This is a genomic window from Corallococcus sp. AB032C (genome assembly GCF_003668935.1).
In the GTDB taxonomy this organism is placed as follows: domain Bacteria; phylum Myxococcota; class Myxococcia; order Myxococcales; family Myxococcaceae; genus Corallococcus; species Corallococcus exiguus.
In genome coordinates, this window is sequence record NZ_RAWP01000020.1 from 92,077 (window position 1) to 117,974 (window position 25,898).

General features: G+C 71.4%; 17 protein-coding genes and 1 pseudogene. 9 read left to right on the plus strand and 9 right to left on the minus strand.

The features are described from left to right. Positions 1 to 38 precede the first annotated feature (38 nt). Entirely contained in the window at positions 39 to 1,508 is a 1,470-nt protein-coding gene (cysS, locus tag D7X99_RS11825) for a cysteine--tRNA ligase (protein WP_121777867.1), read from the minus strand. A gap of 128 nt (positions 1,509 to 1,636) precedes the next feature. On the opposite strand from cysS, the gene D7X99_RS11830 reads away from it, so the two are divergent. Continuing rightward, positions 1,637 to 3,118: an FHA domain-containing protein gene (locus tag D7X99_RS11830; RefSeq protein WP_121777868.1), complete on the plus strand. Its 1,482-nt coding sequence runs from the start codon at positions 1,637 to 1,639 to the stop codon at positions 3,116 to 3,118. A gap of 121 nt (positions 3,119 to 3,239) precedes the next feature. Here the strand turns inward: D7X99_RS11830 and D7X99_RS11835 are convergent, their stop codons facing one another. Continuing rightward, a complete protein-coding gene (locus D7X99_RS11835; protein WP_120533482.1) occupies positions 3,240 to 3,734 on the minus strand; it encodes a CarD family transcriptional regulator in 495 nt (164 codons plus the stop codon). Positions 3,735 to 3,925: 191 nt separating this feature from the next. Between D7X99_RS11835 and D7X99_RS11840 the strand changes: the two genes are divergently transcribed. Together D7X99_RS11840 and D7X99_RS11845 are read left to right on the plus strand one after the other, a co-directional pair. After that, positions 3,926 to 6,265 carry a ComEC/Rec2 family competence protein gene (locus D7X99_RS11840; RefSeq protein WP_121777869.1) on the plus strand — a complete coding sequence of 780 codons (2,340 nt, stop codon included), beginning with the start codon at positions 3,926 to 3,928 and terminating at the stop codon, positions 6,263 to 6,265. Next, positions 6,265 to 6,525 (plus strand): hypothetical protein, encoded by a 261-nt coding sequence (locus D7X99_RS11845; protein ID WP_120566442.1) that lies wholly within the window; start codon positions 6,265 to 6,267, stop codon positions 6,523 to 6,525. The genes D7X99_RS11840 and D7X99_RS11845 overlap by 1 nt, the downstream gene beginning before the upstream one ends. Before the next feature lie 9 nt (positions 6,526 to 6,534). On the opposite strand, the gene D7X99_RS11850 is transcribed toward D7X99_RS11845, so the two are convergent. Beyond that, positions 6,535 to 7,740 (minus strand): carbohydrate-binding family 9-like protein, encoded by a 1,206-nt coding sequence (locus D7X99_RS11850; protein ID WP_121777870.1) that lies wholly within the window; start codon positions 7,738 to 7,740, stop codon positions 6,535 to 6,537. Positions 7,741 to 7,926: 186 nt separating this feature from the next. Here D7X99_RS11850 and D7X99_RS11855 point away from each other — a divergent pair, with 186 nt between their 5' ends. Both D7X99_RS11855 and D7X99_RS11860 read left to right on the plus strand, forming a co-directional pair. Beyond that, entirely contained in the window at positions 7,927 to 8,562 is a 636-nt protein-coding gene (locus D7X99_RS11855) for an outer membrane beta-barrel protein (protein ID WP_121777871.1), read from the plus strand. A 129-nt stretch (positions 8,563 to 8,691) separates the two neighbouring features. Next, positions 8,692 to 9,528, plus strand: coding sequence for an FHA domain-containing protein (locus tag D7X99_RS11860; RefSeq protein WP_121777888.1), 837 nt, complete (start codon positions 8,692 to 8,694; stop codon positions 9,526 to 9,528). A gap of 13 nt (positions 9,529 to 9,541) precedes the next feature. Here the strand turns inward: D7X99_RS11860 and D7X99_RS11865 are convergent, their stop codons facing one another. From D7X99_RS11865 to D7X99_RS11885, 5 genes are all read right to left on the minus strand, one after another. After that, positions 9,542 to 9,982 (minus strand): PH domain-containing protein, encoded by a 441-nt coding sequence (locus D7X99_RS11865; RefSeq protein ID WP_121777872.1) that lies wholly within the window; start codon positions 9,980 to 9,982, stop codon positions 9,542 to 9,544. A gap of 64 nt (positions 9,983 to 10,046) precedes the next feature. Next, positions 10,047 to 10,952, minus strand: a complete 906-nt coding sequence (locus tag D7X99_RS11870) for a lipopolysaccharide assembly protein LapB (RefSeq protein WP_121777873.1) — start codon at positions 10,950 to 10,952, stop codon at positions 10,047 to 10,049. 56 nt (positions 10,953 to 11,008) lie between these two features. After that, positions 11,009 to 12,319, minus strand: coding sequence for an adenylosuccinate synthase (locus tag D7X99_RS11875; protein WP_120598904.1), 1,311 nt, complete (start codon positions 12,317 to 12,319; stop codon positions 11,009 to 11,011). Positions 12,320 to 12,331: 12 nt separating this feature from the next. Continuing rightward, a complete protein-coding gene (locus D7X99_RS11880; protein ID WP_121777874.1) occupies positions 12,332 to 16,000 on the minus strand; it encodes a UvrD-helicase domain-containing protein in 3,669 nt (1,222 codons plus the stop codon). Beyond that, positions 15,997 to 19,242 carry a PD-(D/E)XK nuclease family protein gene (locus D7X99_RS11885; RefSeq protein WP_121777875.1) on the minus strand — a complete coding sequence of 1,082 codons (3,246 nt, stop codon included), beginning with the start codon at positions 19,240 to 19,242 and terminating at the stop codon, positions 15,997 to 15,999. Before D7X99_RS11885 ends, D7X99_RS11880 begins: the two co-directional genes overlap by 4 nt. Positions 19,243 to 19,585: 343 nt before the next feature. Here D7X99_RS11885 and D7X99_RS44645 point away from each other — a divergent pair. The 3 genes and pseudogenes from D7X99_RS44645 to D7X99_RS11895 all read left to right on the plus strand — a co-directional run. Further along, positions 19,586 to 19,711, plus strand: a pseudogene (locus D7X99_RS44645) (LysR family transcriptional regulator); the annotation flags it as partial. Positions 19,712 to 19,788: 77 nt separating this feature from the next. Continuing rightward, positions 19,789 to 20,388 carry a LysR substrate-binding domain-containing protein gene (locus D7X99_RS11890; RefSeq protein ID WP_169831994.1) on the plus strand — a complete coding sequence of 200 codons (600 nt, stop codon included), beginning with the start codon at positions 19,789 to 19,791 and terminating at the stop codon, positions 20,386 to 20,388. Positions 20,389 to 20,535: 147 nt separating this feature from the next. Next, a complete protein-coding gene (locus tag D7X99_RS11895; protein WP_121777889.1) occupies positions 20,536 to 21,429 on the plus strand; it encodes a phosphatase PAP2 family protein in 894 nt (297 codons plus the stop codon). Between the two features lie 147 nt (positions 21,430 to 21,576). Here D7X99_RS11895 and D7X99_RS11900 read toward each other — a convergent pair whose 3' ends face one another. Beyond that, positions 21,577 to 23,019 (minus strand): GntR family transcriptional regulator, encoded by a 1,443-nt coding sequence (locus D7X99_RS11900; RefSeq protein WP_121777877.1) that lies wholly within the window; start codon positions 23,017 to 23,019, stop codon positions 21,577 to 21,579. 746 nt (positions 23,020 to 23,765) lie between these two features. On the opposite strand from D7X99_RS11900, the gene D7X99_RS11905 reads away from it, so the two are divergent. Further along, a partial coding sequence (locus D7X99_RS11905; RefSeq protein ID WP_121777890.1) for a CHASE3 domain-containing protein occupies positions 23,766 to 25,898 on the plus strand: 2,133 nt, incomplete at its 3' end.

Below are 25,898 nucleotides of genomic sequence, written 5' to 3' on the forward strand. Positions count from 1 at the left end.
TGCGTAGCATGGCCGCACGGGCGCCCCCCAGCGGGTTTTCAGGAGGCGGGCGCCGCCACCTTCCAGGAGGTGCCGGCAGGCGTGTCCATGATGTCCACGCCCAGGGTCTTGAGGGCGCCTCGCACTTCGTCCGCCTTCGCGAAGTCCTTCGCGGCGCGCGCGGCGGTCCGCTCGGCGAGCAGCCGCTCCACCTCCGCCACGTCGATGCCGCGCTCACGCACCGCGCGCTCACGGCGGCGCAGGAGCCACTCGCCCGGGTCGTCCTCGAAGACGCCCAGGACGCGGGACGTCTCGCGCACCTGCTCGCGCAGCGCCTGGAGCGTGCGTCCCACCAGCGGCTTGTCCTTCACGGGCGGCTTGTCGGTGAGCTCGTTCATGAAGCCGAAGAGCCCGGACAGCGCTCCCAGCGCGCTCGCGGTGTTGAAGTCGTCGTCCATGGCGGACTCGAACTCCGTGAGGAAGCGCGCGGGGTCGCCGTGCAGCGGGCCCTTGCCGAAGTCCTTGCCCGCCACGCGCTCGTCCACCTTGCGCAGCGTTTCGTAGAAGTACTCCATGCGCCCTTCCGCGTCCTGGAGCGCCTTCTCCCCGAAGTTGAGCGGGTGGCGGTAGTGCGTGGAGAGGAAGAAGAAGCGCAGGGCCTCCGCGTCCACCTTGGCGAGCGCGTCGCGCAGGCGCACCACGTTGCCCAGCGACTTGGACATCTTCGCGCCTTCCAGGTCCAGGAAGCCGCAGTGCATCCAGTACTTCGCCATCGTCTGGCCGGTGGCGGACTCGCTCTGGGCGATCTCGTTCTCGTGGTGGGGGAAGATGAGGTCCAACGCCCCGCCGTGGATGTCGAACGTGCGGCCCAGGAACTTCTCGCTCATCGCGGAGCACTCGATGTGCCAGCCCGGACGGCCCTTGCCCCACGGGCTGTCCCACGACGGCTCACCGGGCTTCGCCGCCTTCCACAGCGCGAAGTCCAAGGGCTGGCGCTTGAGGTCGCCGGGATGCACGCGCTCGCCCTGGCACAGGTCCTCCAGGTGGCGCTTGGACAGCTTCGCGTAGTCGTCGTCCTTGTCGACGGCGAAGTACACGTCGCCCTTCGCCTCGTAGGCGTAGCCCTTGTCCACGAGCGTCTGGATGATGGCGACGATCTCCGGGATGGTCTCGCTCACGCGCGGGGACACATCCGGTTCGCGCAGGTGCAGCGCGCGGGCGTCCTCGCGGAAGGCCTCCACGAAGCGCGAGGCCAGGTCCACGGGCGCCTCGCCCGTCTCGTGCGCGGCCTTGATGATCTTGTCGTCGACGTCCGTGTAGTTGCGCACGTACGTCACCTTGAAGCCCCGGTAGCGCAGGTAGCGGACCACCACGTCGAACGACGTGAAGGTGCGCGCGTTCCCGATATGGATGTAGCTGTAGACCGTAGGCCCACAGACGTAGACCTTCACTTCGCCGGGCACGAGCGGCTCCAGCGGCTCCTTCTGCATGGACATCGTGTTGAAGAGCCGGATGGATGAGGGGGCCACGGTGGAGGGTCCTCCTTTGGGAACAGGGCGGGCGCGGCACTTGCGCAACGCGATACACACTCTAGGATCCTGGGTCCCACACAGGCCAGCACTTGGCGTTGGAAGCGTCGGATAGGGAGAATCGCCGCATGGCTCCGCCGAATCCGAAGCGTCCGCCGCGCCCTCCCCGCCCTCCAGGGCAGCAGGCGTCGTCGGATGACCCGTCGGAGGATCTCCCGTTCGACGACGACGAGGTGGCGCCCCTTCAGGCGGATGATCCACGCCCGCAGCGCGTGCCCCAGTATCCGGCGGGCCCCCGGAAGGCGAAGCGGCGAGGCCCGGGCGAGCGCACCCGGTCCGACCGCGAGCTGTCACCCCGGTACGACTGGGCGAAGGAGTACTCGGATCCGGGCCTGACGCCCGCGTTCGTGTACGTGGAGCGAGGGCCGGGTGTCGGGCAGCTCGTGCCCCTGCGCCAGGGCTCCATCACGCTGGGGCGGTCTTCCACGTCGGACCTGCGGCTCCAGCATGCGTCCATCAGCCGGCGCCATGCGCAGCTGACCCGGCGGGGCAATGTCTTCCTGGTGCGCGACCTGGGCAGCCAGAACGGCACCTTCGTCAACCGCCTGCGCATCAAGGGCGAGGTGGAGATCAAGCCCGGGGACGAGCTGAGCCTGGGCAACGCGACCTTGCGGCTGCGCGGTTCAGGGGCCGGGCCGACGATGAGCCGGACGGCGATGGATCCGCTGCGGCCTCGCACGGCGAAGCGCCGGCTGAATGGGGTCGCCGTGGCGGTGGCCGCGGCGGTCGTGGGCTCCGCGGTCGCGGCGTTGATCAGCGTGGTGGCCATGCGTACGGCGGGAGGGACGCCCGCGCAGGCCCCCGGGACTCCAGCGGCGCCCGCGACGGAGGCCCACGAAACCGAGGCGGCGGCGCCCGCGACGGAGGCCACCGGCGTTGGTGCGGAGACGCCCACGAAGGGTTCGAATCACGGGAGCCCGAGAGCAGCGAAGACCCTCAGCGCCTCCGACATCGCCCGCGGCCTGCACCCGAGCACCGGGGTGACCTCGAGGGACGCGGCTCCGAGCGCCCAGGAGGTCGCGAAGGGCTCGGGGACCGCGAAGGCGGGCGAACCCCATCCGGGCGCTCCGAGCGCGGGGCAGGTCGTTGCCGCGTCCGGGCGGAAGGCCGCTCCCTTGGCCGAACCGTCAGGACCTCCGGACGAGCGCCAGCGCGCGGACATCCTCGCTCGCTACGAATCCGGTGACGTCTCCGGGGCGTTGGCCCAGGCGAAGCGCGCGAACCTCACGCCCCTGGTGCAGCAGCTCACCCGCTTCCAGACCGCCGAAGCCTCGGCCCGGACCGCCCTGGCGCAGCAGGACCGTCCCCGGGCGCTCGATGCGCTCAGCGCCGCCGTGCGGGCGGACAAGGAGCTGTCCCAGGACTGGAGCCGGCAGGGGTTCGACCTCCGCCGCCAGCTCGCCGGGCTGTACGTGCTCAAAGGCCAGGAGGCCGTTCGCGCCCAGCGCTTCGACGACGCGCGCGCGGACTTCAACGCGGCCCTCCAGTACGACGCCGGCAACGCCGAGGCCCGCTCACAGCTGGCGGCGCTGGCCCCCCAGACGCCATGAGGCTCACGGGGCCTGGCGCGTGCCGGGCTCCGGAAACACGACGCCCCGGATTCCATCGAGGGAACCCGGGGCGCGGGGTGCGAACGCGATGGCCACGGGGGCCTTCGCGTCACGCGGGGACTCAGGCGAGGTTGAAGATCTTCTTCAGGTCGGACTCGACCTCTTCCTCGGTGCAGTCCTTGGCCAGCGACAGCTCCTTGATCAGCAGGGAGCGAGCCGTGTCCAGCATCTTGCGCTCGCCGAACGACAGGTCCTTGTCGCCCTTGAGCAGGTACAGGTCGCGGAGCACCTCGGCGATTTCGAAGACGGAGCCCGTCTTGATCTTCTCCATGTACTCGCGGTACCGGCGGTTCCACGTGGTGGAGTCGACGGAGATGTCCTTCTCGCGGAGGATGGAATAGACCTGCTTGACGTCCTCTTCGCTGATGATCTCCCGGAGACCGACCGATCCGACCTTGTTGATCGGGATCATGATCCGCATCCCGTTCTCCAGGATGCGCAGCACGTAGAACGACTGGCGCTGCCCGGCGACCTCGGTGTGCTCGATGCCCATCACCTCACCGACGCCCTGGCCCGGATAAACCGCCTTGTCACCAGTCTTGAAGCTGGTCTGCACTAACTGCCTCCTTGGAGAAAGCTTCGACCCCGGCCTTCACGCCCGCCACTACTACCACAAACTACATCCACGGGCAACGAAATCGCCTTGACCACCCGATGACAGCCACACTACGGTGTCCGGTTTTGTGTGCGGTGTCGCTCGGTGTGTGAGCGCCGCGATACGGACGGGGCGGTGGGGGGGGGTGGGTGTTGGTTCGTTATTCGTGGCGTGACCTGGGTACGCGTCCGTTGTTCTTTCCAGCGCTGAGCCTCTTGCTCGGCGCCCTCTGGGCAACCGGAACAGAGAGCTTCGCCGGGGTATTTCTCCTCTGTGCGCTTTGCCTGGGTGGGTTGGGCGTGGCGCTCGGTCCCTTGCCTGGAGCACATCTGGCGGTGCTCGGCGCGCTGGCCCTGACGGGCGCTGGGCTTTCCGCCCTGGAGGCCCGGGTCGATATCCCTCCCGCCCTGAATGAAGGCGGCAGCGCGGTCCTTGAAGGCGAATTGGAGCGCGTGGAGCGCTTCGATGGCGCCGTGCGACTGCGGCTCGCGGTGGCCCGCGCGGGGCCACTTCCGGAGCCTCCGGCCGCCGCCCGCTTCCGCGTCAGCCTGTCTGGACGGGGGGAGGGGCTGGAATTGCACCCCGGGCAGCGCGTGCGGGTGGAAGCGCGGCTCGCGCCGGATGCGCCTCCTTCGAATCCGGGCGAGCGGGACTTCTCGTCGGCGCGGCGGCGGCAGGGCGTGGCCTTCACGGGCGGCTTCGTTCCGGGGCGCGTGCTGGCGCTCTCCCCTGCCCCATCGTGGCGGCTCGCGCTGGAGGACGTGCGCGGGCGGCTGACGACGGCGGTGCATGGGGTCGCGCCCTCGGCGGACTCGGCGGCGCTGTTCCTCACGCTGGCGGCCGGGCAGCGCGCGGACCTGGACGCCTCCTGGGAGGGCGCGTTCTCGCGGGCGGGGCTCGCGCATGTGCTCAGCGTCAGCGGGCTGCACGTGGCGGCGCTCGCGCTGATGACGCTCGCGCTGCTCAGGCGGGGGATGGTGCGGGTGGGTGGGCGCTGGCGGACGTTGGAGGCACGGCGGTGGGCGGCTCCGGCGGCGGTGCCCTTCGTCTGGGCCTATGTGGTCTTCACGGGGAACCAGGCGCCCGCGGTGCGCTCGGCGGTGATGGCCACGGCGGTGCTGCTGGGCCTGTCGCTGTGGCGACGCGCGGATGGGCTGAACGGCCTGTCGCTGGCGGCGCTGGTGCTCGTGGCCTGGGCGCCTTCCAGCGTCGTGGACCTGTCGCTCCGGCTGTCGTTCCTCGCGGTGCTGGGGCTGGTGCTGCTGTCGCCCGCGCTGCGCGAGGCCCTGCCCCTGGACCGGCCGGCCCCTTCCGAACCCCGGTTGATGAAGCGGTGGGCCGCCCAGGCGCGGGAGACCGTGGCGCAGACGTTGTGCGCGAGCGGCGCGGCGACGCTGGTGGGGCTGCCCGTGGTAGCGGCGGCGTTTGGCCGGGTCAGCCTGGCGGGGCTCGTGTCCAACATCGTCGCCCTGCCCTTGTGCGGCGTGCTCACCGGGCTCGCGGCGGGCGGCGCGGCCCTCTTCGTCGTGGCGCCGGTCGTGGCGACGCCCGTGCTGTGGGCGGGCGCCTGGGCACTGGGGGCGGGGCGCTGGCGATGGCTGGGCCTGCTCGTTCCCGGGGCCGTGCTGGGCGCACTGCTGGTGCCCGTACTCGCTCCGGAGCCCGCGCTGCGGATCACCTTCCTCTCCGTGGGCCAGGGGGACGCGGTGGTGCTGCGCTCCCAGGGGCACCATGCGTTGGTGGATGCGGGCGGCGTTCCGGAGGGCGCGGATACCGGGGAGCGGTTCGTCCTGCCCTTCCTCAAGGCCGAGGGCGTGTCGCGGCTGGACCTCGCGGTGCTCTCCCATCCGCATCCGGACCATGCGCTCGGGCTCGTGTCGACGCTGGCGCAGGTGCCCACCGAACGCCTTTGGCTGTCCGCGGGGAGCGCGGACGGGCCGCTGTCCCGGCGGATCATCTCCGCCGCCAAGGGCGCCACGGTGGAGGAGGTGGAGGTGGGCCATCCCGCGTTCGTCCTGGGCGAGGCGACGCTGGAGGTGCTGGGGCCTCCCGTGGACCGGGAACTGATGGAGGGCGCGAACGACCGGAGCGTGGTGCTGCGCGTGCGCCATGGCGACGTCACCGTGCTGCTGGCGGGCGACGTGGAGGCGGAGGGCGAGGCCGCGCTCGAGGAGGCGCTGGGGCCGGTGACGGTGTTGAAGGTGCCGCACCATGGCTCGCGCACGTCATCCACCGCGCCGCTCCTGGAGCGCACCCGGCCGCGGCACGCGGTGTTCTGCGTGGGCCGGCGCAACCGCTACGGGTTCCCCCATCCGGAGGTAGAGGCGCGCTACCGGGCCCTGGGCACCGAGTGCTGGCGCACCGACCGCGATGGGGCCATCACCCTGGAGAGCGACGGCGAGGACGTCCGGCTGGTGTCCTTCCTGCCGCGCGTGGATTCCGCGCCGCCCCCCGTTGCCGGGAGTGGGAGGCAGGCCCAGCTTGAACGGTGATGATCTCCGACGACCTGGATCTCCGGCAGCTCACCGCGCAACTCAAGGCCCGCCTGGGCCCTGGCGAGCCCGTGGGCTACCTGCGCGGCAAGTCCCTCATGCGCGACATGCTGCTCGACATGCGGGACAACCGGTTCTCCGAACTGGAGGCCGAGGAGCTCGTCGACACGCTGGAGTCCCGCGGCTTCGTGCGCTTCCTGGGCGACCCGGCGGAGCGCTCCGTGGCGGATGCGCCGTGGGACATCTCGCCCCACGCCTGACGCGCAGGCCTACTGGAAGACGAGCCACCCGAAGCGCGGCAGCGCGTGGAAGTCGCCGATGAAGAGGGGGGAGAAGGCCTGGCCTTCCACCTGCCGGCGGTCGAGGTGCTCCAACCGGTAAAGGTTGAAGCGCCAGCGCTCGCCCGGCTGGGGCGGGATGTGCGGCACCTCCGCGAGCCGGTTGAACGGGATGGCCATCTCCACCGTCCAGCCCTCGTCGCGGTCGGACGCGTCGTCCAGCGTGCCGCGCACCTTCACCGCCGTCTTCATGCCTGAGTCCCAGGAGCGGTCCATGCCCTGGCGCCGCGCGGGGAAGTACGCGTCGAAGATGACGTTGTGGGGAGACACCTGCAGCTCGTTGTACGTGCGCCCGTCCGCGTTGGCGTCGAGGAACACCTCCACGACCTCCTGCTCGTAGATGGAGTCGTCGCGGTTGCGCATCGTGCCCCAGATGTCCGGGTCCTCCACGTCGAAGGCCACGTACAGGTTCGCGTCGTCGTAGACCATGCGCGCCTGGGTGCGCAGCCGCACGGGCCGGCCGTCGAAGCTGCCCGCGAGCGTCACCGGCTTCGCGCCCTTCCAGGCCTCGTCGTCCAGCGCCCCGTCGACCACCGGCGCCTTCTTCACGCGCGTGACGGTGTACTCCGGCAGCGCGGGAGGCTCGCCGCCCAGGAGCGGGCCGCGCATCCGGTTGTCACCCGACTGCATGCGTGGATCATCCACCGCGAGCCGCTCGTCGCCCTTCCAGAAGCCCAACGCGAGGCGGGCGGGCGTGGCGGGCATGGCGACAGTGTGCACGTCCTCCAGCACCCGGCCCACGGGCCAGGTCTCCAGCGGCGCGGCGCCGTCCTGGAACTCGTGATCCGCGTTGGCCAGCATCTGGCCGCTCTCCGGGTCCACCACGTGCACGAAGAAGTGGAATCCCTGGGGCGGTGGGCGCACGGCCTGGAAGTAGTGCGCGACGCGCACCGGCTGCCCTGGCGTGGCCTGCTCCGGCGTCACGCGCGCGCCCAGGTAGACGATGGAGCCTCCGGCGAAGGTGGCGCCGCTGCGGAAGGTGAGCCCCTCCGGGGCCGCGTCGAGCGTCCGCAGCGTCGTGGGCGCGGGCAGCTTGGGCGTGCGGTGGGCGGGGCCCGCCTGTTCATCGCGGCAGGCGCCACCCACGAACAGGACGGAGGACAGCAACGGGACGAGGGCAAGGGAGCGGAGGCGCATCGAAGGCGCGGAGTCTACCCTTCCCGGCCTTCCTGGAAGCGTTCTTCCTCGGGTGGGGCAGCGCGCTTCCCATGCATGGGCAACCCGTCCGCAAGGGAGGGCGACCGAGCCTGCGGGCCCCTGGGACTCTGTTGGCATGGACCAAAGTCCACCCCATTTTTCGGTCCAACACAGGGAGGGGACCATATGAGCAAGGGATTGTTGGCTGGCGCGGCGGCGGTGGCGGTGTTGGCGGCGGGTTCCGCACAGGCGGCTTCGACGGAGCTGCGCAGGTCGGCGGACATGCGCGGCCTGACGTTCCTCGTGGGCGGCGGTGTGGAGGGCTACACCAGCGGCCTGCGCGACCAGATTGATCCAGGCCTGGCGTACGGCGTGACGGTGGCCATCAAGCCGACGAACGTGCTGGGCATCGAGCTGGGCTACACGGGCGCCATCAGCAACTTCAACGACAGCCGCGTGCTGGCGACGGACACCAGCGGACCGGACATCGTGCGCAACGGCGCGCAGGCAGCGGTGACGCTGGGCCTGACGGCCACGCCGCTCCAGCCGTACGTCATGGGCGGTGTGGGCCTGAGCCGCTACAACGTGCGCTCCGCCGCCCTGGGCTTCCAGGACGACACGGTGGGCAACGTGCCGGTGGGCGCGGGCCTGCGCCTGCACATCGGCAGCTTCACCGCGGACGCGCGCGTGAACTACAACTTCCTGTTCGACCAGGAGTTCGCGCTCACCGTGCCGCCGTCCGACGTGAACCTGGGCGGCGACGAGACGTTCAGCAGCGGCGGCCGCTACGTGGGCACCATCAACCTGGGTGCCACCTTCTAGACAGAAGCGATGGCCCACCGCCGTCCCGGCCTCCGGACATGGGGGGCCGGGGCTGGATGGGGCCTGGGGGCAACCTCGCGAAAATGCGACGTCCGGTGGCAGGCGTGACGCTTGCTGCCGGACGTCCGCATGCGCTTCGAATTCGAGCACCTGGGCACCCCCACCCCGTTCGAGCTGACCGAGGGCCGCCACCTGCTGGGCGGCGGCCCCGATGACCATGTCCACCTGGAGGGCCTTCCTCCGGGGCTGTTGACCCTGCGCATCGGCTCCGGGCGGCTCATGGTGGAGGCGGTGCGCAGCTTCACCGTGAACGCGGTGCGCGTGCTGCCCGGCGTGTCGCGCCTGGTGGTGCCCGGCGAGGTGCTGGGCCTTCCGGACGGCATGTGTCTGCGCGTGCTCGCCGAGCCGAGCGCCCCCGGACGCGGCGTGGGCACCGTCGCGGTGCTCAAGGGCCTGCTGACGGACGCGGACACCCCGCCGTCACGCGCCGCCTCCCTCACCTGCCTCACCGGACTGGACGTGGGCCGCTGTCACGCGCTCGCGGAGGCGTGCACGGACATCGGCAGGGGCGACGGCGCGGCCCTGCGGCTGCGCGACCGGGCCGTGTCGCGGATGCACGCGCGGATCCGCCGCGACGACTCGGGCTTCTTGCTGGAAGACCTGGGGACGCCCAACGGAGTGTTCCTCAACGGCGTGCGGCTGGAGTCCTCCACGCCCCTGGCGGACGGGGACGTCGTGGAGCTGGGGCGCTCGCTGCTCCGCTTCCAGGCGGCGTTCGATGAGGCTTCGGGGGAGGCACGGCCCGTGCCCCAGCCGGTCGCCGTCGTGGAGGAGCCCGCGGACGCAGGAACGCCGCGGCCTCCCGAGGGAGGGCCACGGCGCCTGGAGGGCTGGATCATCGCCGGGGCCGTCGCGCTGGCCCTGGGTGCGCTCCTCGTCACCTCCCTGGTGGCGGCGACAGGCTGAAAGTGCGCGCGCCCTACGTCGGCAGGGGCGAGAGGCCCGCGCGCTCCACCAGGAGCCGAGCCAGGTGCCGGTGGTGACGGAAGAAGCTGGTGAAGTGCACGAAGCCCTTGCTGCCCCGGATGGCGTAGACCGTCACCGGCCCGGGGAGGACGTCCAGCTTGCGGATGTCCGCGAAGGAGAAGCGCCGCGTGCGCACCATGCCCCGGCAGGTGATGCCCCGGGCGTCCACTTCAATGCGGGTGCGGCCGTAGTAGGTGACGGCCACCCCGAAGAAGACGACGAAGAAGGCCGCGGACAGGAACGTCTGCAGCGGCACGCCGTCGAAGTGGAACAGCCAGGCGAAGATGCCCAGCCATAACAGGCCTGCCGCCGCCATCACGGCGGCGAGCACCCTGCGCGGGCGAAAGATTTGGTGCGGCTGCTTCCCCTCCACCGTCCGAGCGCGTCCGTCCATGCCCTTTAAAATAGTGGGCCGGACAGTCCCCAGGACCATGCCCGTCTGCTCACCAGGCGGGCGGTCAGCGCAGGCGCTCGGCCTTCTGGCGGGACTCCTCTTTCAGCTCCGGTCGCACGTCGGCGGCGGTGGAGCGCGCGTAGCGCTCGTAGAGGTCGCGGGCCTCCAGGTTGCGGCCCAGCGCGCGGTACGCCTCAGCGAGTCCGTACAGCGGCGAGGCCGCGTCAGGCTCCAGCTTCAGCGCGAACTGGTAGTCCGCCGCGGCCTCCGCGTAGCGCCGCAGCCCGATGTTGGCGCTGCCCCGCGCGATGTACGCCACGGTCAGGAGCGGCTCCTGCTGCAGGGCCTGCGTCAGCGTCTGGAGCGCGGGCGCGTAGGCGCGCTGGCTGATGTGCTGGACGCCCTGCTCGTAGGCGCGGCGCGCCTGGGCCCGCGTCGTGTCCGCCACCGGCCCGGAACCGGGCAACTGCCCCATGGCCTGCGGCGACGCTCCCAGCTCGCCCTGCTTCACGCGCGCGCGGGTGATGTTGTCCTGCGCGCTCTGACGGATGGCGGCGTCCTGGGTGAGGCGTGACGCGGCCTCCCACTCCTCGATGGCGCGCGCGTAGTAGCCGAGCACCGCCAGCGCGTTGCCCAGCTTGAAGCGCGCCTCCACGTGATCCGGGGCCGCGTGCTCCGCGTCGAGGAAGGCGAAAGCCGCCTCTCGGTAGCGGCGCTCGCGCATCAGCGCGTCCCCGTCGCGGATCCGCGTGGCGGCCAGCACGGCCTGCGACGTGCGCTGGGGCTGGGACTCCAACGGGCCGGGAGGCGTGTCGGTGGCCGGGCCCGGCGCGCGCGCGGCCGGAGCGGCGGGCTTCGCCTCGGGGACCGGGGGCTGGGCGCTGGGGCCCAGGGCCCAGGCCGGCACCGCCAACGTGCCAAGCCACACCACCGCCGAGACCCCGAGCTGGAACCTGCGCGTGCGAACCATGTCCCTCTCCCGTCCTGGCCCCCGGCGGGCCAGGACCACTGCGGCCTGCGCCCTTCCTAGCTGCGGAAGGGGTTCTGCAGGAGCACCGTTTCGCCGCGGTCGGCGCCCACGGACACGCACACCACGGGCACGCCGCTGACCTCTTCCACGCGGCGCACGTAGCGCTTGGCGGCTTCCGGCAGCTCGTCGAAGGTGCGCACGCCGGCGATCTTCTCGTCCCAGCCGGGCAGCGACTCGTAGATGGGCTTCACGCGCGCCAGGTCCTCGTAGTCACCGGGCAGCTCCGTGACGCGCTGGCCGTCCAGTTCGTACGCGTTGCAGATGCTGAGCGTCTTGATGCCGCTGAGCACGTCCAGCTTGGTGAGCGCCAGGCCCCACAGGCCGTTGACGCGCACCGCGTAGCGCAGCACCACTCCGTCCAGCCAGCCGCAGCGGCGCGGGCGGCCCGTGGTGGCTCCGAACTCGTCGCCCACCTTGCGCAGCCGGTCTCCCAGCTCGTCGCTCAGCTCCGTGGGGAACGGGCCTCCGCCGACGCGCGTGGTGTACGCCTTGCTGATGCCCATCACCTTGTCGATGGCCGTGGGCCCCAGACCCGAGCCCACCGCGGCGTTGCCCGCCACGCAGTTGGAGCTGGTGACGAACGGATAGGTGCCGTGGTCCACGTCCAGCAGCGTGCCCTGCGCGCCCTCGAAGAGGATGCGGGCGCCGCGGCGGACCTGCTCGGAGAGGAAGAGGGACACGTCGTGCACATAGGGGCGCAGCCGCTCGCCCAGGGCGGTGAACTCCGCCAGCACCTGCGGCGTCTCCAGGCGCGGCACGTCCACGCCGGCCTGGGCGCAGAGGTCCTTCAGCTCCTCCAGCGCGGCGGGCAGGCGCTCGTCGATGCGGCGGCGCAGGCGCTCCGGGTGGAGCAGGTCGCGCACGCGGATGCCCCGGCGGGCGACCTTGTCCTCGTACGCCGGACCAATGCCCCGCCCCGTGGTGCCGATGGCGCTGCCACCGCGCGCCTTCTCGCGGAAGCTGTCCAGCAGCTTGTGCCACGGGAAGATGACGTGGGCGTTGTCGGAGATGAGCAGTTGGGCGTCATCCTTGAGGAAGCCGCGCGGCTTGAGCGCGTCGATCTCCCCGACGAGGACGGCGGGATCCACCACCACTCCGTTGCCAATGACACACGTCTTGCCCGGGTGAAGGATGCCGGACGGAATCAGGTGCAGGACGGTCTTCTGCCCACCCACCACCAGCGTGTGCCCCGCGTTGTTGCCGCCCTGGAAACGGACGACCACCTGGGCGTGCTCGGTGAGAAGGTCGACGACCTTGCCCTTCCCCTCATCTCCCCACTGCGCTCCGATGACGACGACGTTGGGCATGGTGCCCGCCGCTTAGCACGCGGGAGGGGCCGGGTGACAGTGTTCCGCGAAGCCGCAGTGAAGGGCCTGGCAGGCCGCCTTGTCCCACCCCGGCCATGCACGCGACATTTCGGCCTGGACAAGCGCTCGGACGCCGTCAGCCAGCCGACGCACCGCCCCTGCGTCGGCGGATCCGGCCGGGAGGAATTCAGGCTCTGGGGACACGTCGCCCAGGAAGGCCACGCCCACCCGCACCGCCACCCCGTCGCGCACCATTCTCGCGGATGCCAGGGCCAGGGCTGTCAGCTCATGGACGCACGCGGCCGGTCCCAGGGGGTGACGAGCGCCCGGGCGCAGGACCACCGCCACGGCCTCGCCGTCCGGCGACTCCCAGAGCAGATCCACCGCGCCCTCCACGCTGGCGCCGTCATCCAGGTCCAGCACGAAGTCCAGGCCCCGGTGGATGGTGGACGCGGGCACCGCCGCGAGCTGGCGGGCGAACGTCGTGTCCAGGAAGCGCTCCACGGTGGCGAGCACGTCGCCCAGGTCGTCCTCGTCCGGATCCCGGCCCGCGCTCCGCAGCAGGTTCTCCAGGTGCGCGCGCCGCTCGGAGGCCTCCACGTCCGAGCCCGCGAGCGACAGGTCCACTTCGCGCAACAGCCGCGTGACGAGCTGGTCCGGACGCTCCACGGGCAGCCAGCCGTCGGGCTCCACGAAGAGGGGCGCGGCGCGCACGGGGGCCTCCCACGGTTCGGATCCGACGGCGAGCCCCAGCCGGTGGAGCTGGTGGTAGCGGCGCGGACAGGTGAGGAAGTCCTGGACCGCGCGCACGGAGGCGACCGCCGGGGCGTCGGTGAACACTTCGGCACCGGCGCCAGAGGCTTCGACGGACATGCGCTCCAGCGCGGACTCCAGGCGGATCCGCGCCTGCTCGAGCTGCTCCTCCGTGGGCGGCTCCGGATCCGCGGGCGGCGGAAGTTGCTCCACGTCCACGTCGCTGGCGAGCGCGCGCAGATCCGGATCCGCGTCCAGCCGGCGGTCCACGCGGTGCCACCACGTATCGGTGCCCGCGCGCTTCTCCTCGCCTCCGGACAGCACGAGCAGGTCCTTGGCGCGCGTGAGGGCCACGTAGAGCAGGCGCAGGTATTCGGCATCCTCTCGGGCCTTCAGCTCGGCGCGCACGGCCTCGAAGCGTTCGGAGGTGAAGGTGTCCAGCGAGTCCGGCATCCACGGCCGCAGGGCCAGGCCGAAGGAGCGCTCGAAGTACGCCCGGGCGGACGTGGTGCGGCGGCGTCCACCCATCCCAGGCACGATGACCACCGGCCACTCCAGGCCCTTGGCGCGGTGGATGGTGAGCAGTTGCACGGCGCGAGGGTCGCCCTCGTCCAGCAGGTCCGCCTGGGCCTCGTTGGGGTCGGAGTCCGCCAGTTGGCGCAGCTCACGCGCGAAGGCCACGCAGCCTCCCGTGCCGCGCTCGTCCCTGCGCGCCGCCAGCGACAGGAGCTTCTCCACGTTCGCGCTCGCCTGCTCCGCGTAGGGCGAGCCCGCCAGCGCTTCGCGGTAGCCGGTCGCTTCCAGCGCGGCCTGCAGGAGGGCATGCACACCCAGCCTGTCCCGCTCGCGCCGCAGCACGGGGATGAGCTCCAGGAAGCGCGCCAGCCGCGACTGTTCGCGCGCGGACATGGCGGCGCGGACCTCTTCATCCACCAACCGGGATGAGCCGAGCGACAGCGGGAGGTCCCCCGCGAGCCGGAACAGAGACGCGTCCGACAGGCCCACCAGCGGCGAGCGCAGCACCGCGGCGAACGCCAGCGCGTCGTCCGCGTCCGCGAGCAGCGCCAGCAACGAGGCGAGGTCGCGCACCTCCTGGGCCCCGTAGAAGCCGCGGCCTCGCAGCACCCGGTGCGGCACGCCGTGGCGGATCAACGCCTGCCGGTACTCCTCCAGGTGCGTGAAGGTCCGGAAGAGCATGGCCACGTCGCCGCCGCGCGCGGGACGCAGGCCCTTCTTGTCCTCCGCCATCACCGCCGGCGAAGCACCCGGCGCGAGCATCACCCGCAGCCTACGGGCCACCGCGTCCGCTTCGTACTCGCGCAGCTCCGGAGCGGTGTCGGCCTCCGGCAGGGTGAGCCGCTCCACCACGGGCCCATCCGCCAGGTCCGGGCGCGTGGGCGACAGGTCGTCGGTCTCGGGTTCGTAGACGACCTCGAAGGGACGGGGCGTCGCCTCCTTCGCCACGAGCAGCCCGGCGAACGCGCGGTTGAAGAAGGACAGGACACCGGGCAGCGAGCGGTAGTTGTTCTGGAGGAAGCCGCGCATGCCGCCCTCGGCGTCAATCTTGTCCGCGAGGACCTTGAACACGGACACATCCGCGCCACGGAACTCGTAGATGGACTGCTTGCGGTCACCCACCGCGCACAGGAACGCGGGCTCCAGGGGCAGCGCGGTCACGAGGTCCGCGTCCGGCGCCAGCTCGCGCGGGCCGCCTTCTCGCTTCTCCGCCAGGAGCAGCACCAGCTCCAGCTGCAGCCGGTTGGTGTCCTGGAACTCGTCCACCAGCAGCGCGCCCTGCCGCTCCTGCACCTGCTGACGGAACTCCGGATGGTCGCGCAGCAGGTCGCGCGCCTTCACCAGCAACGAGGTGAAGTCGAACACATTGCGCCGGGTCAGCTCCGCGTCGTGCCGCTCCTCCACCTGGGTCAACAGGTCGCGGAAGGTCGCCTCGAAGGGCGCCGTGCGCCACGCGGCGTAGGCATCCTCCAGCCGCCGCACGGAGCCGTCGCTCTTGCCCTTCACCCTCCAGAGCAGTTCCTTCAGACACGCGCCCGCGCCCTTGCGCAGGTTGGCCAGGTTGCGCGGCTCCGACAGCAGCACGGAGCGCAGCAGCGGGAAGTGACCCGGCTGCATGAACGTGTCCGGCGTCATGCCCTTCAACGCGGGCTCGCACGCGGACAGGAGGGTGCTCCACTCGCCCTTGGTGTCCTGGGCGCGGGCGTCCAGGCACAGGCGGCGGCAATCGTCGATGAGGGATTCGAGCTGCGCCTTGTCCGCCACGCCGTCGCCCACGCGCGCCGTGGCGGCCTTGAGGCCCTCTTCGCGCAGCGTGCCGTAGACGTCCATCAGCGCGGCCACGAGCCCGTCGGAGAAGCCGGAGCCGGAGAAGCCCAGCTCCGCGCACAGCTCGCGCACGCGCGCGTCGCCGCCCTCCAGCGCGTCCAGGACGACTCGTTCGGTGACGTCCTCCAGCAGGCCCGAGGCCTCCAACTCGTCCAGCACCTCGAAGGCGGGATCGATGCCCACCGCGGGCGGCGCGCGGCGCAGGAGCTGACCGCAGAGGGAGTGGAACGTGCCCACCGTCGCGGCGCCCAGCTCCTCGCGAACCTTGCGCCACGCGTCCTGCGTGGGGAACGGGCGCTCCAGCCTCGCGAGCGACGCGCGCAGGTCCTTCTCCGCGTCGAGCGGGACATCCCCCTGGGCCAGCGCGTCCAGGCGCTCGCGGACGCGCTTGCGCATTTCCGCGGCGGCCTTGTCCGTGAACGTGAGCATGCACAGCCGGGAGGGACGCAGCGGCTCCGCCTGACGCGCTCCCGCGAACAGGTGCAGCGTCATCGTGACCAGGCTGTACGTCTTGCCCGCGCCCGCGCCCGCCATCAGGGCCAGGTTCTTCTCCAGCGCGAGCATGTGGGGCGCGGTGTCGCTCATCCGCTCCCCTCGTCCGAGATGCGGCGCTCGGTGATGCGGCACACCGCGCGGTAGCCGCACTTGCCGCAGTCATTGGGCCGCGCCGGAAAGTCGCCCTTGCGCAGCTGGCGCACCAGCGACTCCACCGCGTTGGGCAGGTTGAGTCCGGCGGCGTCCGCCACGCGCTGACGCACCTCCGGGTCGGTGGACAGCAGGTCCTCCAGCTCCGCGGGCGGCATCACCGCCGACAGATGGATGGCGTCGCCCGTGCGCAGCGAGAACCACGCCGCGTTGCGCGCGCCCACGTGGCCGGCCTCGCGCGCGGCGTAGAGGTACAGCGGGAGCTGGAAGTCCGAACGCAGCAGGTTCTCCTTCAGCGTGCGCTTGTCCAGGCGGCCCGTCTTGTAGTCGATGACGCCCACTTCCACACCGGCCGTGTCCAGCCGGTCGATTTGCCCCTCGAAGACGATGGCGTCCTCCGCCACCATCAGCTTCACGTCGCTCCAGCGCTTGTCCTCGGCCGCGGGGCCGAAGCGCAGCTCGAAGCCCTCGGGCACCAGCGGATCAAACGGCAGGCCATGTCGCGGATCCGCGAGGATGCGCCGGGCCATGGCCTGGGCCTTCTCGCCCGCGAGCTTCCACAGCTCGTGGTGGCCCACGTGGTACAGCTCCGCGAAGTGCCTGCTGGCCTTCTTGACCGCCTTCTCCAGCACTTCCTCGGGGATGTCCTCCGGCGCCTGACCCAGGAGCTTCTTCTCCTTGAGCGCCTGGAAGACCTCCTCCATCACGCGGTGCCAGAAGGTGCCTCGGCCCCGGGCGTCGAACTCCTCGTTGGCCACCACGGGCTCGGCCACCTTCAGGCCGTATGCGACGAAGCCCTGGAAGCCGCAGTTGCCGAACTTCGACAGGGCGCTCGCGGACAGCGGGCGCTCCAGGCCGAAGTGGAACGTGTCGCGCAGCTTCTGCTCCAGTTGGGGGCCCTGCACGCCGCCGGTGAACTCGCCGGGCAGTTCGTCCTCGCGGCCGAAGAAGCGCAGGCGCGCGGCTTCCATGTGGGCCAGTTCGCGGGCGCTGCGGAACCAGTCGTCCGTGCCGAAGCGGTCCTTGAGCACCTGTCCCGCGGGGTCCGGCTCCGTGACACGCAACGAGGGGAACGACAGGCCCGCCAGCGCCTCCAGCGCCACGGTGCGCCGCAGCTCCGGCAGCGTGAGCACTTCGTCCAGCGGCAGCACCGGGGGCAGCGTGCGCGTGGACCACTTGTGGCCGGTGAGCCGTCGCACCTCTTCCAGGAACGCGGAGGGCACCTGCTCCTGTCCGCCCGAGGCCTTCACCGCGAACGACAGGCTCAACGAGCCCTCCGCCGCCGCGAGCGCGCTGGCGAAGAGCAGCCGGTCTTCCGTGAGGCGCCAGGGCGCCCGGTCGTCAAACTCGCCGCCGGTGAGGCGGAATACGTCCCGGGTCAGGTGCTGGTTGAGCGCCACGCGCTCCGCGTCTCCGAGGAGCGGCGACGGCGGGTCTCGCCCGGGGAGCCGGCCTTCGGTGAGCCCGGCGACGAAGAGGTGCCGGAAGGTGCGGCCCGGAACCTCCGCCAGGTCCAGCACTTCCACCGCGCCCGTGGACGGGCCTCGCGCGGGCAGGTGCACGTCGCGCAGCGCGTCCGCCAGCCAGCGGCCCAGCACGCGCCGGGTGATGCGGGGACCTCCGCCCACGGCGCGCAGCGAGCGCAGCAGCGCCTCCATCCGCTGGCGGAACGCCGCGAGCGCCGCGTCGTCCCGGGCCCTCGCGTCCTCGATGCGCGCGCCCAGGGACCCGGCCTCGCGAGCCTCCAGGGCCCCCGCGGAGTCCAGCAGGCCCAGCCGCTCCACGACCTTCCACCACGCGGCGAGCGCCTCCGCGGCGGGGGCCTCCTGGGGGATGTCGCGGCATTCGTCGATGAGCCGCATTGCGCGGTCGCGCAGCGCGCGCACGGCCATCACCTTGACCGCGTCCTCCTTGCGCCTGCCGCCCTGCGCGGCCATCCGGCGCGCGAGCCCTTCCAGGCGCACGTCGTAGGCGCCCTTCCCTCGCGTGGCGCCCAGGCGGTCGTCGCGCGCGGCGGCGAGCGCGAAGAGGGTCGCGGGTGCATCCGGCCCACCGCGCGACAGCGAGGGCACGTAGCGGCTGGAGACGAGCTCCGCCACGCGTTCGGCCGGGAAGCCGTCCTCCATCAGCACCGGCAGTTCCAGCGCCAGCCGCACCGGCCCCGCGAGCGAGAGCGGCTCACCCCAGGGCAGACGCACCGGTACGCCCAGGTCGCCCAGGGCCTCCGCGAGCCAGCCCGCCTCCGGGCCCAGGTCCCGGTACGCGATGGCGATGTCGCCCGGCGCGCAGCCCGCGTCAATGAGGCGGCGCACGTCGCGGGCCACCACGCGGGCCTCCTCGCGCGCGTTCGTTGCGTTCCACACGGACAGCCCGTCCACCGCGCCCTTCAGCACGTCGCGAGCGGCGCGGGGCGAGAACAGGTGCCGGCCCAGGTCGGTGAAGGGGCGGCCCTCGAAGGTGACGTCCGCCTTGAAGAGGTCCACGTGGGGCATGGTCTCGCCCCGGTTCTCGAAGGCGCGGAACAGCGCCGCGAGCGCCGCGTCCGCCACCGGCGAGCCGCCCACCGGCGTCTCCACGCGCAGCGACACGCGCCGGGCCTCGCACGCCGCGGCGAGCCCCATCAGCAGCTCCAGCTTCGACGGGCGCACATCGTAGACACCGTGGAGCACCAGCCCCGTCACCCCGTCCCAGCCGGAGGGCCACGCGCCCCGGTCCAGCGCCTCGCGAGCCCCTCGGAGCACGTCCTCGCGGTCCGCGAGCCCCAGCTCCGCGAGCCGCTGTTCGTACAGGTGATAGAGCCGGGCGAGGACCCGCGCGCGGGTGCGGCGCTCCGGAGGCAGCACCTCCGCGGCGTCCTGGAGTTCGCGTGGGGAGAGCCGGCCCGCCTTCAGGTCCAGCAGCACGTCCGCCGCGGCGCGGGCGAAGGCGGGCTCGCGCACGTAGTCACCGAACGGCGTGGGGCCGAGCGTGGCGCCCAGGCCAGCCACCACGGCGCGGGCGGTCATCGCGGGACAGGGCCGCCGGTTGAGCTCGCGCGCCCCACCCAGCGCGTGGATGAAGTCGTCCCACGCGAGCAGGTGGGTCCCCACGGAGATGCCCCGCGCACGCCGCTCCGACCGCAGGGCAGCCTGGCGGCGCGCGGCATCGGGGAAGACGTGGAGTGTGCGGCCAGGACGGGGCATGCGGGGCGAGGACTCTAGAACGGCCAGGGGCGCCGTTTTCATGCTCCTTTCTGCGCATTCCCACACCCTGGCCCGTTGTCCGCTCGCCTGCCGCCCTCGGAACCCGGGAAGTCCAAGGACGCAAGCCTTTCCGCCCGACCCGGGACAGCTCCGTCCAGGCCGGGGGCGCCCAGGGCGCTGAACCTGTCCGACAGTCGGACAGCTTTTGGAACACCGCCGCTGGAGCCGCGCTTCTGCGGGAACCTGCCCGACAAGCCACCTGGGACGCCTGGGCCTAAGGCTCCTCAGGCGATTCAGCGCGCGGAGAGGACGTCCTCCGCCTCACGGGCGAGTAGCGCGGGTCATGGAGATCCTGTCCGCCATCGGCGTCTTCGCCCGCGTCGCGGAAACCGGGAGCTTCGCCTCCGCGGCCCGCGCGCTGGGCATCACCCCTTCCGCCGCGAGCAAGAGCGTGGCCCACCTGGAGGAGCGCCTGGGCACTCGCCTCCTCCAGCGCACCACGCGGCGCACGCATCTCACCGAGCAGGGCGCCCGCCTCCACGAGCGCTGCGTGCGCGCCCTCACCGAACTTCGCGATGCGGAGTCGGAGCTCGCCCACGCCGTGCGCACCCCTCGCGTCCGCGTCTCCGTCCCGGAGATGCTCGCCCTGCGGCTCATCATCCCAACCTCCAGCGCTTCCGCCGCGAGTACCCGCACCTGGAGCTGCACCTGGACGTCAACGACCAGGTGGCCGACATCGTCGGAGACGGGCTGGACGCGGCGGTGCGCTGCGGCGAGCTCACCGGCTCATGCGCCGCCGACTGGGCCCAAGCACTTCATCCTCTGCGCCTCTCCCGCCTACCTCCGGCGCACGGCACGCCGCGCTCGCTCGATGCGCGCCAGGAACACGACTGCATCCGCTACCGCTTCGTGTCCACCGGCCGAGTGGAGTCCTGGGCCTTGCGCCAACCCGCGGGCGCCCCCTCGCCGCGCATCCCGGAGACCTTCGTCTTCAACACCAGCGATGCCGTCACCCACGCAGCCCGAGCGGGCTTCGGCATCGCCCAGTTCGTGGAGCTGATGATCCGCCCGGAGCTGGACGCCGGCACGCTGCGCCCCTTCCTCCGCGAGCACTCCCTGGAACGCGGCGCGCTGTGGCGGGTGTGAACCCAGGCCCGGCGCACCCTGCCCAAGGTGAAGGCCCTGGGCGACTTCCTGGCGCGGCTCGTCGAAGAGGACGAGGCCGGGGCGCGCTGAGCCCGCACCACCCGGATTGCGGGAAAAGGGCGGAGCGCCCTTATGCTCCGCCGGCCCATGCTTGCTTCCTACCGGACCCTCGCCACCTTCTGCCTGCTCGTGCTGGCGCCGCTGACCCCGGCCGCCGCACAGGACGCCTCCGACGCGCCGCGCGCGCTGCGCTTCAACTGGACGCGCGACGGAATCATCACCGGCACCGCGGGCGTGCTGTGGATCTCCAGCGAGTCGGTGTTCAAGGCCAACCTGGCCCCGGCACAGTGCCGCTGGTGCGACCGTGCTCCGGACGGCACCGACCGGCTCAACCGCCTGGACCGCTGGGGCCGAGGCATCGCGGGCAACACGGAAGCGTCCCGCAAGCGCGCGGACACCTGGAGCAACATCATCGGGTTCGCGGGCCTGCCGCTGGGCCTGCTGGGCACCCAGTACGCCGTGGGGCGCAGCAGCGGCGCCTCCACGGAGTTCTTCGCCCAGGACGCCACCATCATGGTGCAGAGCGCCGTCCTCGCCTCCGTCGCCAACCAGGCGGTGAAGTTCGCCGTGGGACGCGAGCGGCCCTTCGTCCACGTCCTCCCGGAGGGGGAAAAGGGCCTCACCGCGCACCCCTCCGACAACAATCTGTCCTTCTACAGTGGCCACACCAACCTGGCCTTCTCCCTGGCCGTGTCCGCCGGAACCGTCGCCACGATGCGCGGCTACAAGCACCAGGCCATCGTCTGGGGCGTGGGCCTGCCGCTCGCCGCCTCCGTGGGCCTCTTGCGCATGGGCGCGGACAAGCACTACCTGTCCGACGTGATCACCGGCGCCGTGCTGGGCACCGCGTTCGGCGTCGCCGTGCCCCTGCTCCTGCACGGCCGCGTGGACGACACCCCGCCCACCCGCGCACGGGCATCCTCGGTGTCACTCAACCCGATGGTCGGGACCCAGATGGTGGGCCTGTCCGGCGCCTTCTAGCCACGCCCCGCCAGAAGTTCGCGAACGACCCCTGCGCGGCGACAAGACACGGACGGATGCATCCGCGGTCCATCAGAGCATGCGCGCCTCTTCAGGGGGCCGCGTAGCGCCTCATGAACGACAGCGGGCATGAAGGGCTGTCGTCGCTCACGAAGCAGGAGGGCTTGTGGAATGGGCCATGGAACGCCAGAAGCACACGGTCCAGCGCCCCAGCGAAGCCCAGGGATCCATGAAGCGCTTCGCCCACGTTGCGACACGCCCCGCGGAGGATTCAGCGGGAATCAGTGGGTCGAGCCTCGGGCTGCTGGAGACGCCCTCCGGAGGCGAAGCGCCAAAACATCTCTGACGGTCGGCCAGGTTTCCCCAGGCAGCGCACACCTCGTCCCGCCCTGCTTGCTCCCCACCGGCCTCACAGGGGGCAAGCCCCGGCGCGGATGAAGCCACCCACTGCACGCTGTCCGCCTCCACAAGGAGGGCCTGCGCATCGAGGCAAGGTGCAATCCCAAGTGGCCCGGTGTCCTCGGCGATGGGCGTGAGGCAGCAGAGACCATGAGCATCAACGCTTGGGCATATCTCCAGCGTCTCGGCCGGCTCGATGGTTGGCGTGGGAGCGCTGGTGCCAGGACTCCCCCCACAGGGGCGTGCCTCCGGCGCATCATCCTGCTCGGCGGCTGACGCAACACTTTCGACGCCACGTACCTTGATGCAAGGACATGCATCCAACGCTTCGGCTTGCGTGGTGGCTGACGCGGGGGCGCTGGCGCAACGCTTCTCAACGCAAGGGCGTGCCGCCGGCGGCTCCTCCAGCCCGTTCGCTGACGCAGGCGCACCGACGATACCTTCTTGAGTGAGGTGGGCCCCGGGGGACGCAGGTACCTGAGGAGTAGGCGCGAAGGCATTCAGCGCGCGCTCATCGCGCGCCTTCAGCAGTGCTGGCAGCTCATGCTGAAGTGCCTGCACGTCGCGCTCGTTCAGAATCTCCATCACGCGGATGGCCCACTCGTGCAGCGCCCCTCCGCCCATGAGCGGCAGCAGTTGGGCGGCTCCTCCCAGGAATGCCCGCTGCAGGGACTGAACGAGGAGCACGTGCCCGGGACGTGCCGCCACCCGCGCCGCATGCCGAAGCAATTCGAATTCCGCTCGCGCGCAGACTTCCCCCGACTCCCAGCGCGCCGCGTCCTGGAGCCGGTAGCACGTGCTCCCCAGCCGGTCCAGGTCGAGGTCCGAGGCTCTCGCGCAGCAGTCGGCCAGCAACTCCACCAGCGCCTGCCGCTTGAGGCTGAAGTAGCCCTCCAGAAGCCACCGCGCATCCGGGTTGCTCGCGTCATGCAGCGCCAGGCCCAGGTTCTCCAGCGTCAGCGACTCATCCAGCGGCACCGCGCGCGTCTTGCGGCCGGAGCGCTGCACCACCAGGCCTCGCGCCGCCAGCCGCCGCAGCGCCTCGCGGATGGTGCCCCGACACACTTCATAGCGGCGCGCCAGCTTCGCTTCGGAGCCGAATCGCCCGCTCGGGTGAATCCGCCCCAGCGCGATATCGCGCTCGATTTGCGCCTCCACATAGGCCACGAGTCCTCGCCGTTCCATCCCCATTCCCCTTCCTCGTCCCAGCATCGCCATCCAACCACAGGGGTCTGACATGGACGTTCGGGCCCACCCATCCGTGTCATCGGATGGGCCGCAGTCCGGGACCCGGGCGGCGAAAACCTGTCCGACTGTCGGACAGCTTTTGCGGCAACCGGACCCGGGCGGGGACCTCTACCCGCGCCCCCAATTTGGCGTTTGCGCGCGCATGACGTCGTGCCCTCGCCGGGCGGGATCGGCCTCGGGCCCAAGCGGCGAAATCCGTCCGACTGTCGGACAGGTTTTGCGGAAACCGGGCCCGGGCGGGCGCCCCTGTTCGTGAACCTGCTTTGGCATCCGTGCATGCGCACTGGTTGCCGTGCCTCGCTGTGCTCCGCGAGGCACGCGGGTTCGGACTTCGTGCGGTGCGAACCGGTCCGACCGTCGGACAGGTTTTGCGGCAACCGGGCCCGGGCGAGCGCATCTATCCGTGCTCCAGCTTGGGCTTCGCGCATGCGCGACGTCGCGGTCCACGGCTGCTCCGTGAGGCGCGTGTCCGCGTCGGGAAGCTCGGGCCGCTGTATGGGTTGACGAACCGCTGGCGCCCTCCTGGGTCACACGTCTTCGCCGGGCGCGCACAAGGCGACACTTCGGCCCCTCGGGTCCCGGGCGTCCCCTCCTGACATGGTAGTCAATCCGTTCACCTTCGTCGGACGGGTTCCTTCCGTGCGCTTCACTGTGACTGTTTGCCTTCCGTGCTCCCCGGGCCGGTGTCCATGAGCCCGCCCCGCGTGAAGGATGCTCCGCGCGTCGAGCGCTTCGGACCGGCGCTTCCCCCTTCCACGTTCACTGGCTTCGCCGTGGCCGCACTGGCCGTGCTCGCCATTGCCCTTCTCTCCTACCGCACGATCAAGACGCGCGCGGCCACTGGCGAGATGGTGACGCATACGCTCACCGTCGCGGCGAAGCTGGAGGAGGTGCTGTCCACCGTGAAGGACGCGGAGACAGGGCAGCGCGGATTCCTCCTCACGGGCGCGGAGAGCTACCTCAGCCCCTACACCCTCGCGAAGAAGACGCTTCCAGAGAAGCTCGCGGAGCTTCGCGGACTCATCGCCGACAGCGCCGTGCAGCAGCAGCGGTTGGACCGGCTGGAGGGCGCGGTCGCGGAGAAGCTGGCGGAGATGCAGGAAACCGTGGACCTTCAGCTGCGCGGTGAGGGCCGGCAGGCCATCGCAGTGGTGAAGGAGGACCGCGGCTTCGCCGCCATGCGCACCATCCGGGCCACCGTGGAGGAAATGGAGCTGGAGGAGCGCGCGCTGCTCACGAGCCGTTACGGGGAGTTCCAGGCGTCCGCCAACCTGTCCCTTGCCGTCACCCTGAGCGGCTCCGCGCTGCTGTTCGCGCTGCTGGGCATCGCCGCGTATACCGCCGCGCGCGACTTCCGGGCCCGCGCCATCGAGTCGTGGCTTCAGACCGCCCAGGCCGAGCTCGGCATGCGCATGCAGGGCGACCAGCGCATGGACCGGCTGGGAGACAACATCCTGCGCGTCCTCGCCGACACGCTCGACGCCCAGGTGGGCGCACTCTACGTCGCGGACACGACGCACCACTTCCGCCGCGTCGCGGGCCACGCGCTGCCCCCGGACCTGGAAGCGCGGCATGACACGCTGGCTCCCGGTGAAGGCCTGGCCGGACAGGCCCTCAAGGACGGCCGGGCCTTCCACCTGCGCGACGTGCCCGAAGGCTACCTGCCCATCTCCTCCGGACTGGCCCGGGGCCGTCCACGCCACGTGCTCATCGCGCCCGCCCAGGTGGACGGACAGGTCAACTCGGTGGTGGAGCTGGGCTTCCTGCACCCGGTGCACCCGTCGGACCTGGAACTGCTCCAGCGGGTGTCGGACGCCATCGGCGTCGCGGTGCGCGCCTCGCACGACCGCACCCGCCTGGAACAACTCCTGGAAGAGACGCAGCGCCAGGCCGAGGAGCTCCAGGCCCAGCAGGAGGAGCTGCGCGTCTCCAACGAAGAGATTGAAGAGCAGAGCCGCGTCCTCAAGGAGTCCCAGGCGCGGCTGCAGAACCAGCAGGCGGAGCTGGAGCAGACCAACGCCCAGCTGGAGGCCCAGGCGCGCCTCTTGGAGAACCAGCGCGACGACCTGGCCCTGGCGCAGGTCACCCTCACGGAGAAGGCCTCGGAGCTGGAGCGCACCAACCGCTACAAGAGCGAGTTCCTGGCCAACATGAGCCACGAGCTGCGCACGCCGCTCAACAGCTCGCTCATCCTCGCGAAGCTGCTGGCGGACAACAAGGAGGGCAACCTCACCGCCGAACAGGTGAAGTTCGCGCAGACCATCGGCTCCGCGGGCAACGACCTGCTCGCCCTCATCAATGACATCCTGGACCTGTCGCGCATCGAGGCGGGCCGGGTGGACGTGCAACTGGAGTCCGTGGGCCTCCAGCCCTTCGTGGAGAACCTGGGCCGCACCTTCCAGCCCGTGGCCACGCAGAAGGGCCTGCGCTTCACCACCACCGTCGCTCCGGGCGTGCCCCCCACGCTGGAGACGGATCCCCAGCGGCTGGGACAGGTGCTCAAGAACCTGCTCGCCAACGCCTTCAAGTTCACGGAAGCCGGCGAGGTGACCCTCACCGTCGCCACGGAAGAGCCCGGGCGCGTGACGTTCAGCGTGCGCGACTCCGGCATTGGCATCCCGGGCGAGCTCCAGGGGCTCATCTTCGAGGCCTTCCGGCAGGCCGACGGCAGCACCCACCGCAAGTACGGCGGCACCGGCCTGGGCCTGTCCATCTCTCGCGACCTGGCGCGGCTGCTGGGCGGCGACGTCACCGTGCGCAGCGCGCCGGGCGAGGGCAGCACCTTCACCCTCACCCTCCCCCTTCGCCCGGGAACCCCCGCA

What these genes read in the sequence shown, in the direction of transcription:
- D7X99_RS11845 (WP_120566442.1), top strand. Translation starts at nt 6,265, where the DNA reads ATGATCTCCGACGACCTGGATCTCCGGCAGCTCACCGCGCAACTCAAG.
- D7X99_RS11900 (WP_121777877.1), bottom strand. Translation starts at nt 23,019, where the DNA reads ATGGGGATGGAACGGCGAGGACTCGTGGCCTATGTGGAGGCGCAAATC.
- D7X99_RS11870 (WP_121777873.1), bottom strand. Translation starts at nt 10,952, where the DNA reads ATGGTTCGCACGCGCAGGTTCCAGCTCGGGGTCTCGGCGGTGGTGTGG.
- D7X99_RS11850 (WP_121777870.1), bottom strand. Translation starts at nt 7,740, where the DNA reads ATGCGCCTCCGCTCCCTTGCCCTCGTCCCGTTGCTGTCCTCCGTCCTG.
- D7X99_RS11875 (WP_120598904.1), bottom strand. Translation starts at nt 12,319, where the DNA reads ATGCCCAACGTCGTCGTCATCGGAGCGCAGTGGGGAGATGAGGGGAAG.
- D7X99_RS11880 (WP_121777874.1), bottom strand. Translation starts at nt 16,000, where the DNA reads ATGAGCGACACCGCGCCCCACATGCTCGCGCTGGAGAAGAACCTGGCC.
- D7X99_RS11860 (WP_121777888.1), top strand. Translation starts at nt 8,692, where the DNA reads ATGCGCTTCGAATTCGAGCACCTGGGCACCCCCACCCCGTTCGAGCTG.
- D7X99_RS11855 (WP_121777871.1), top strand. Translation starts at nt 7,927, where the DNA reads ATGAGCAAGGGATTGTTGGCTGGCGCGGCGGCGGTGGCGGTGTTGGCG.
- D7X99_RS11885 (WP_121777875.1), bottom strand. Translation starts at nt 19,242, where the DNA reads ATGCCCCGTCCTGGCCGCACACTCCACGTCTTCCCCGATGCCGCGCGC.
- D7X99_RS11895 (WP_121777889.1), top strand. Translation starts at nt 20,536, where the DNA reads ATGCTTGCTTCCTACCGGACCCTCGCCACCTTCTGCCTGCTCGTGCTG.
- D7X99_RS11865 (WP_121777872.1), bottom strand. Translation starts at nt 9,982, where the DNA reads ATGGACGGACGCGCTCGGACGGTGGAGGGGAAGCAGCCGCACCAAATC.
- D7X99_RS11830 (WP_121777868.1), top strand. Translation starts at nt 1,637, where the DNA reads ATGGCTCCGCCGAATCCGAAGCGTCCGCCGCGCCCTCCCCGCCCTCCA.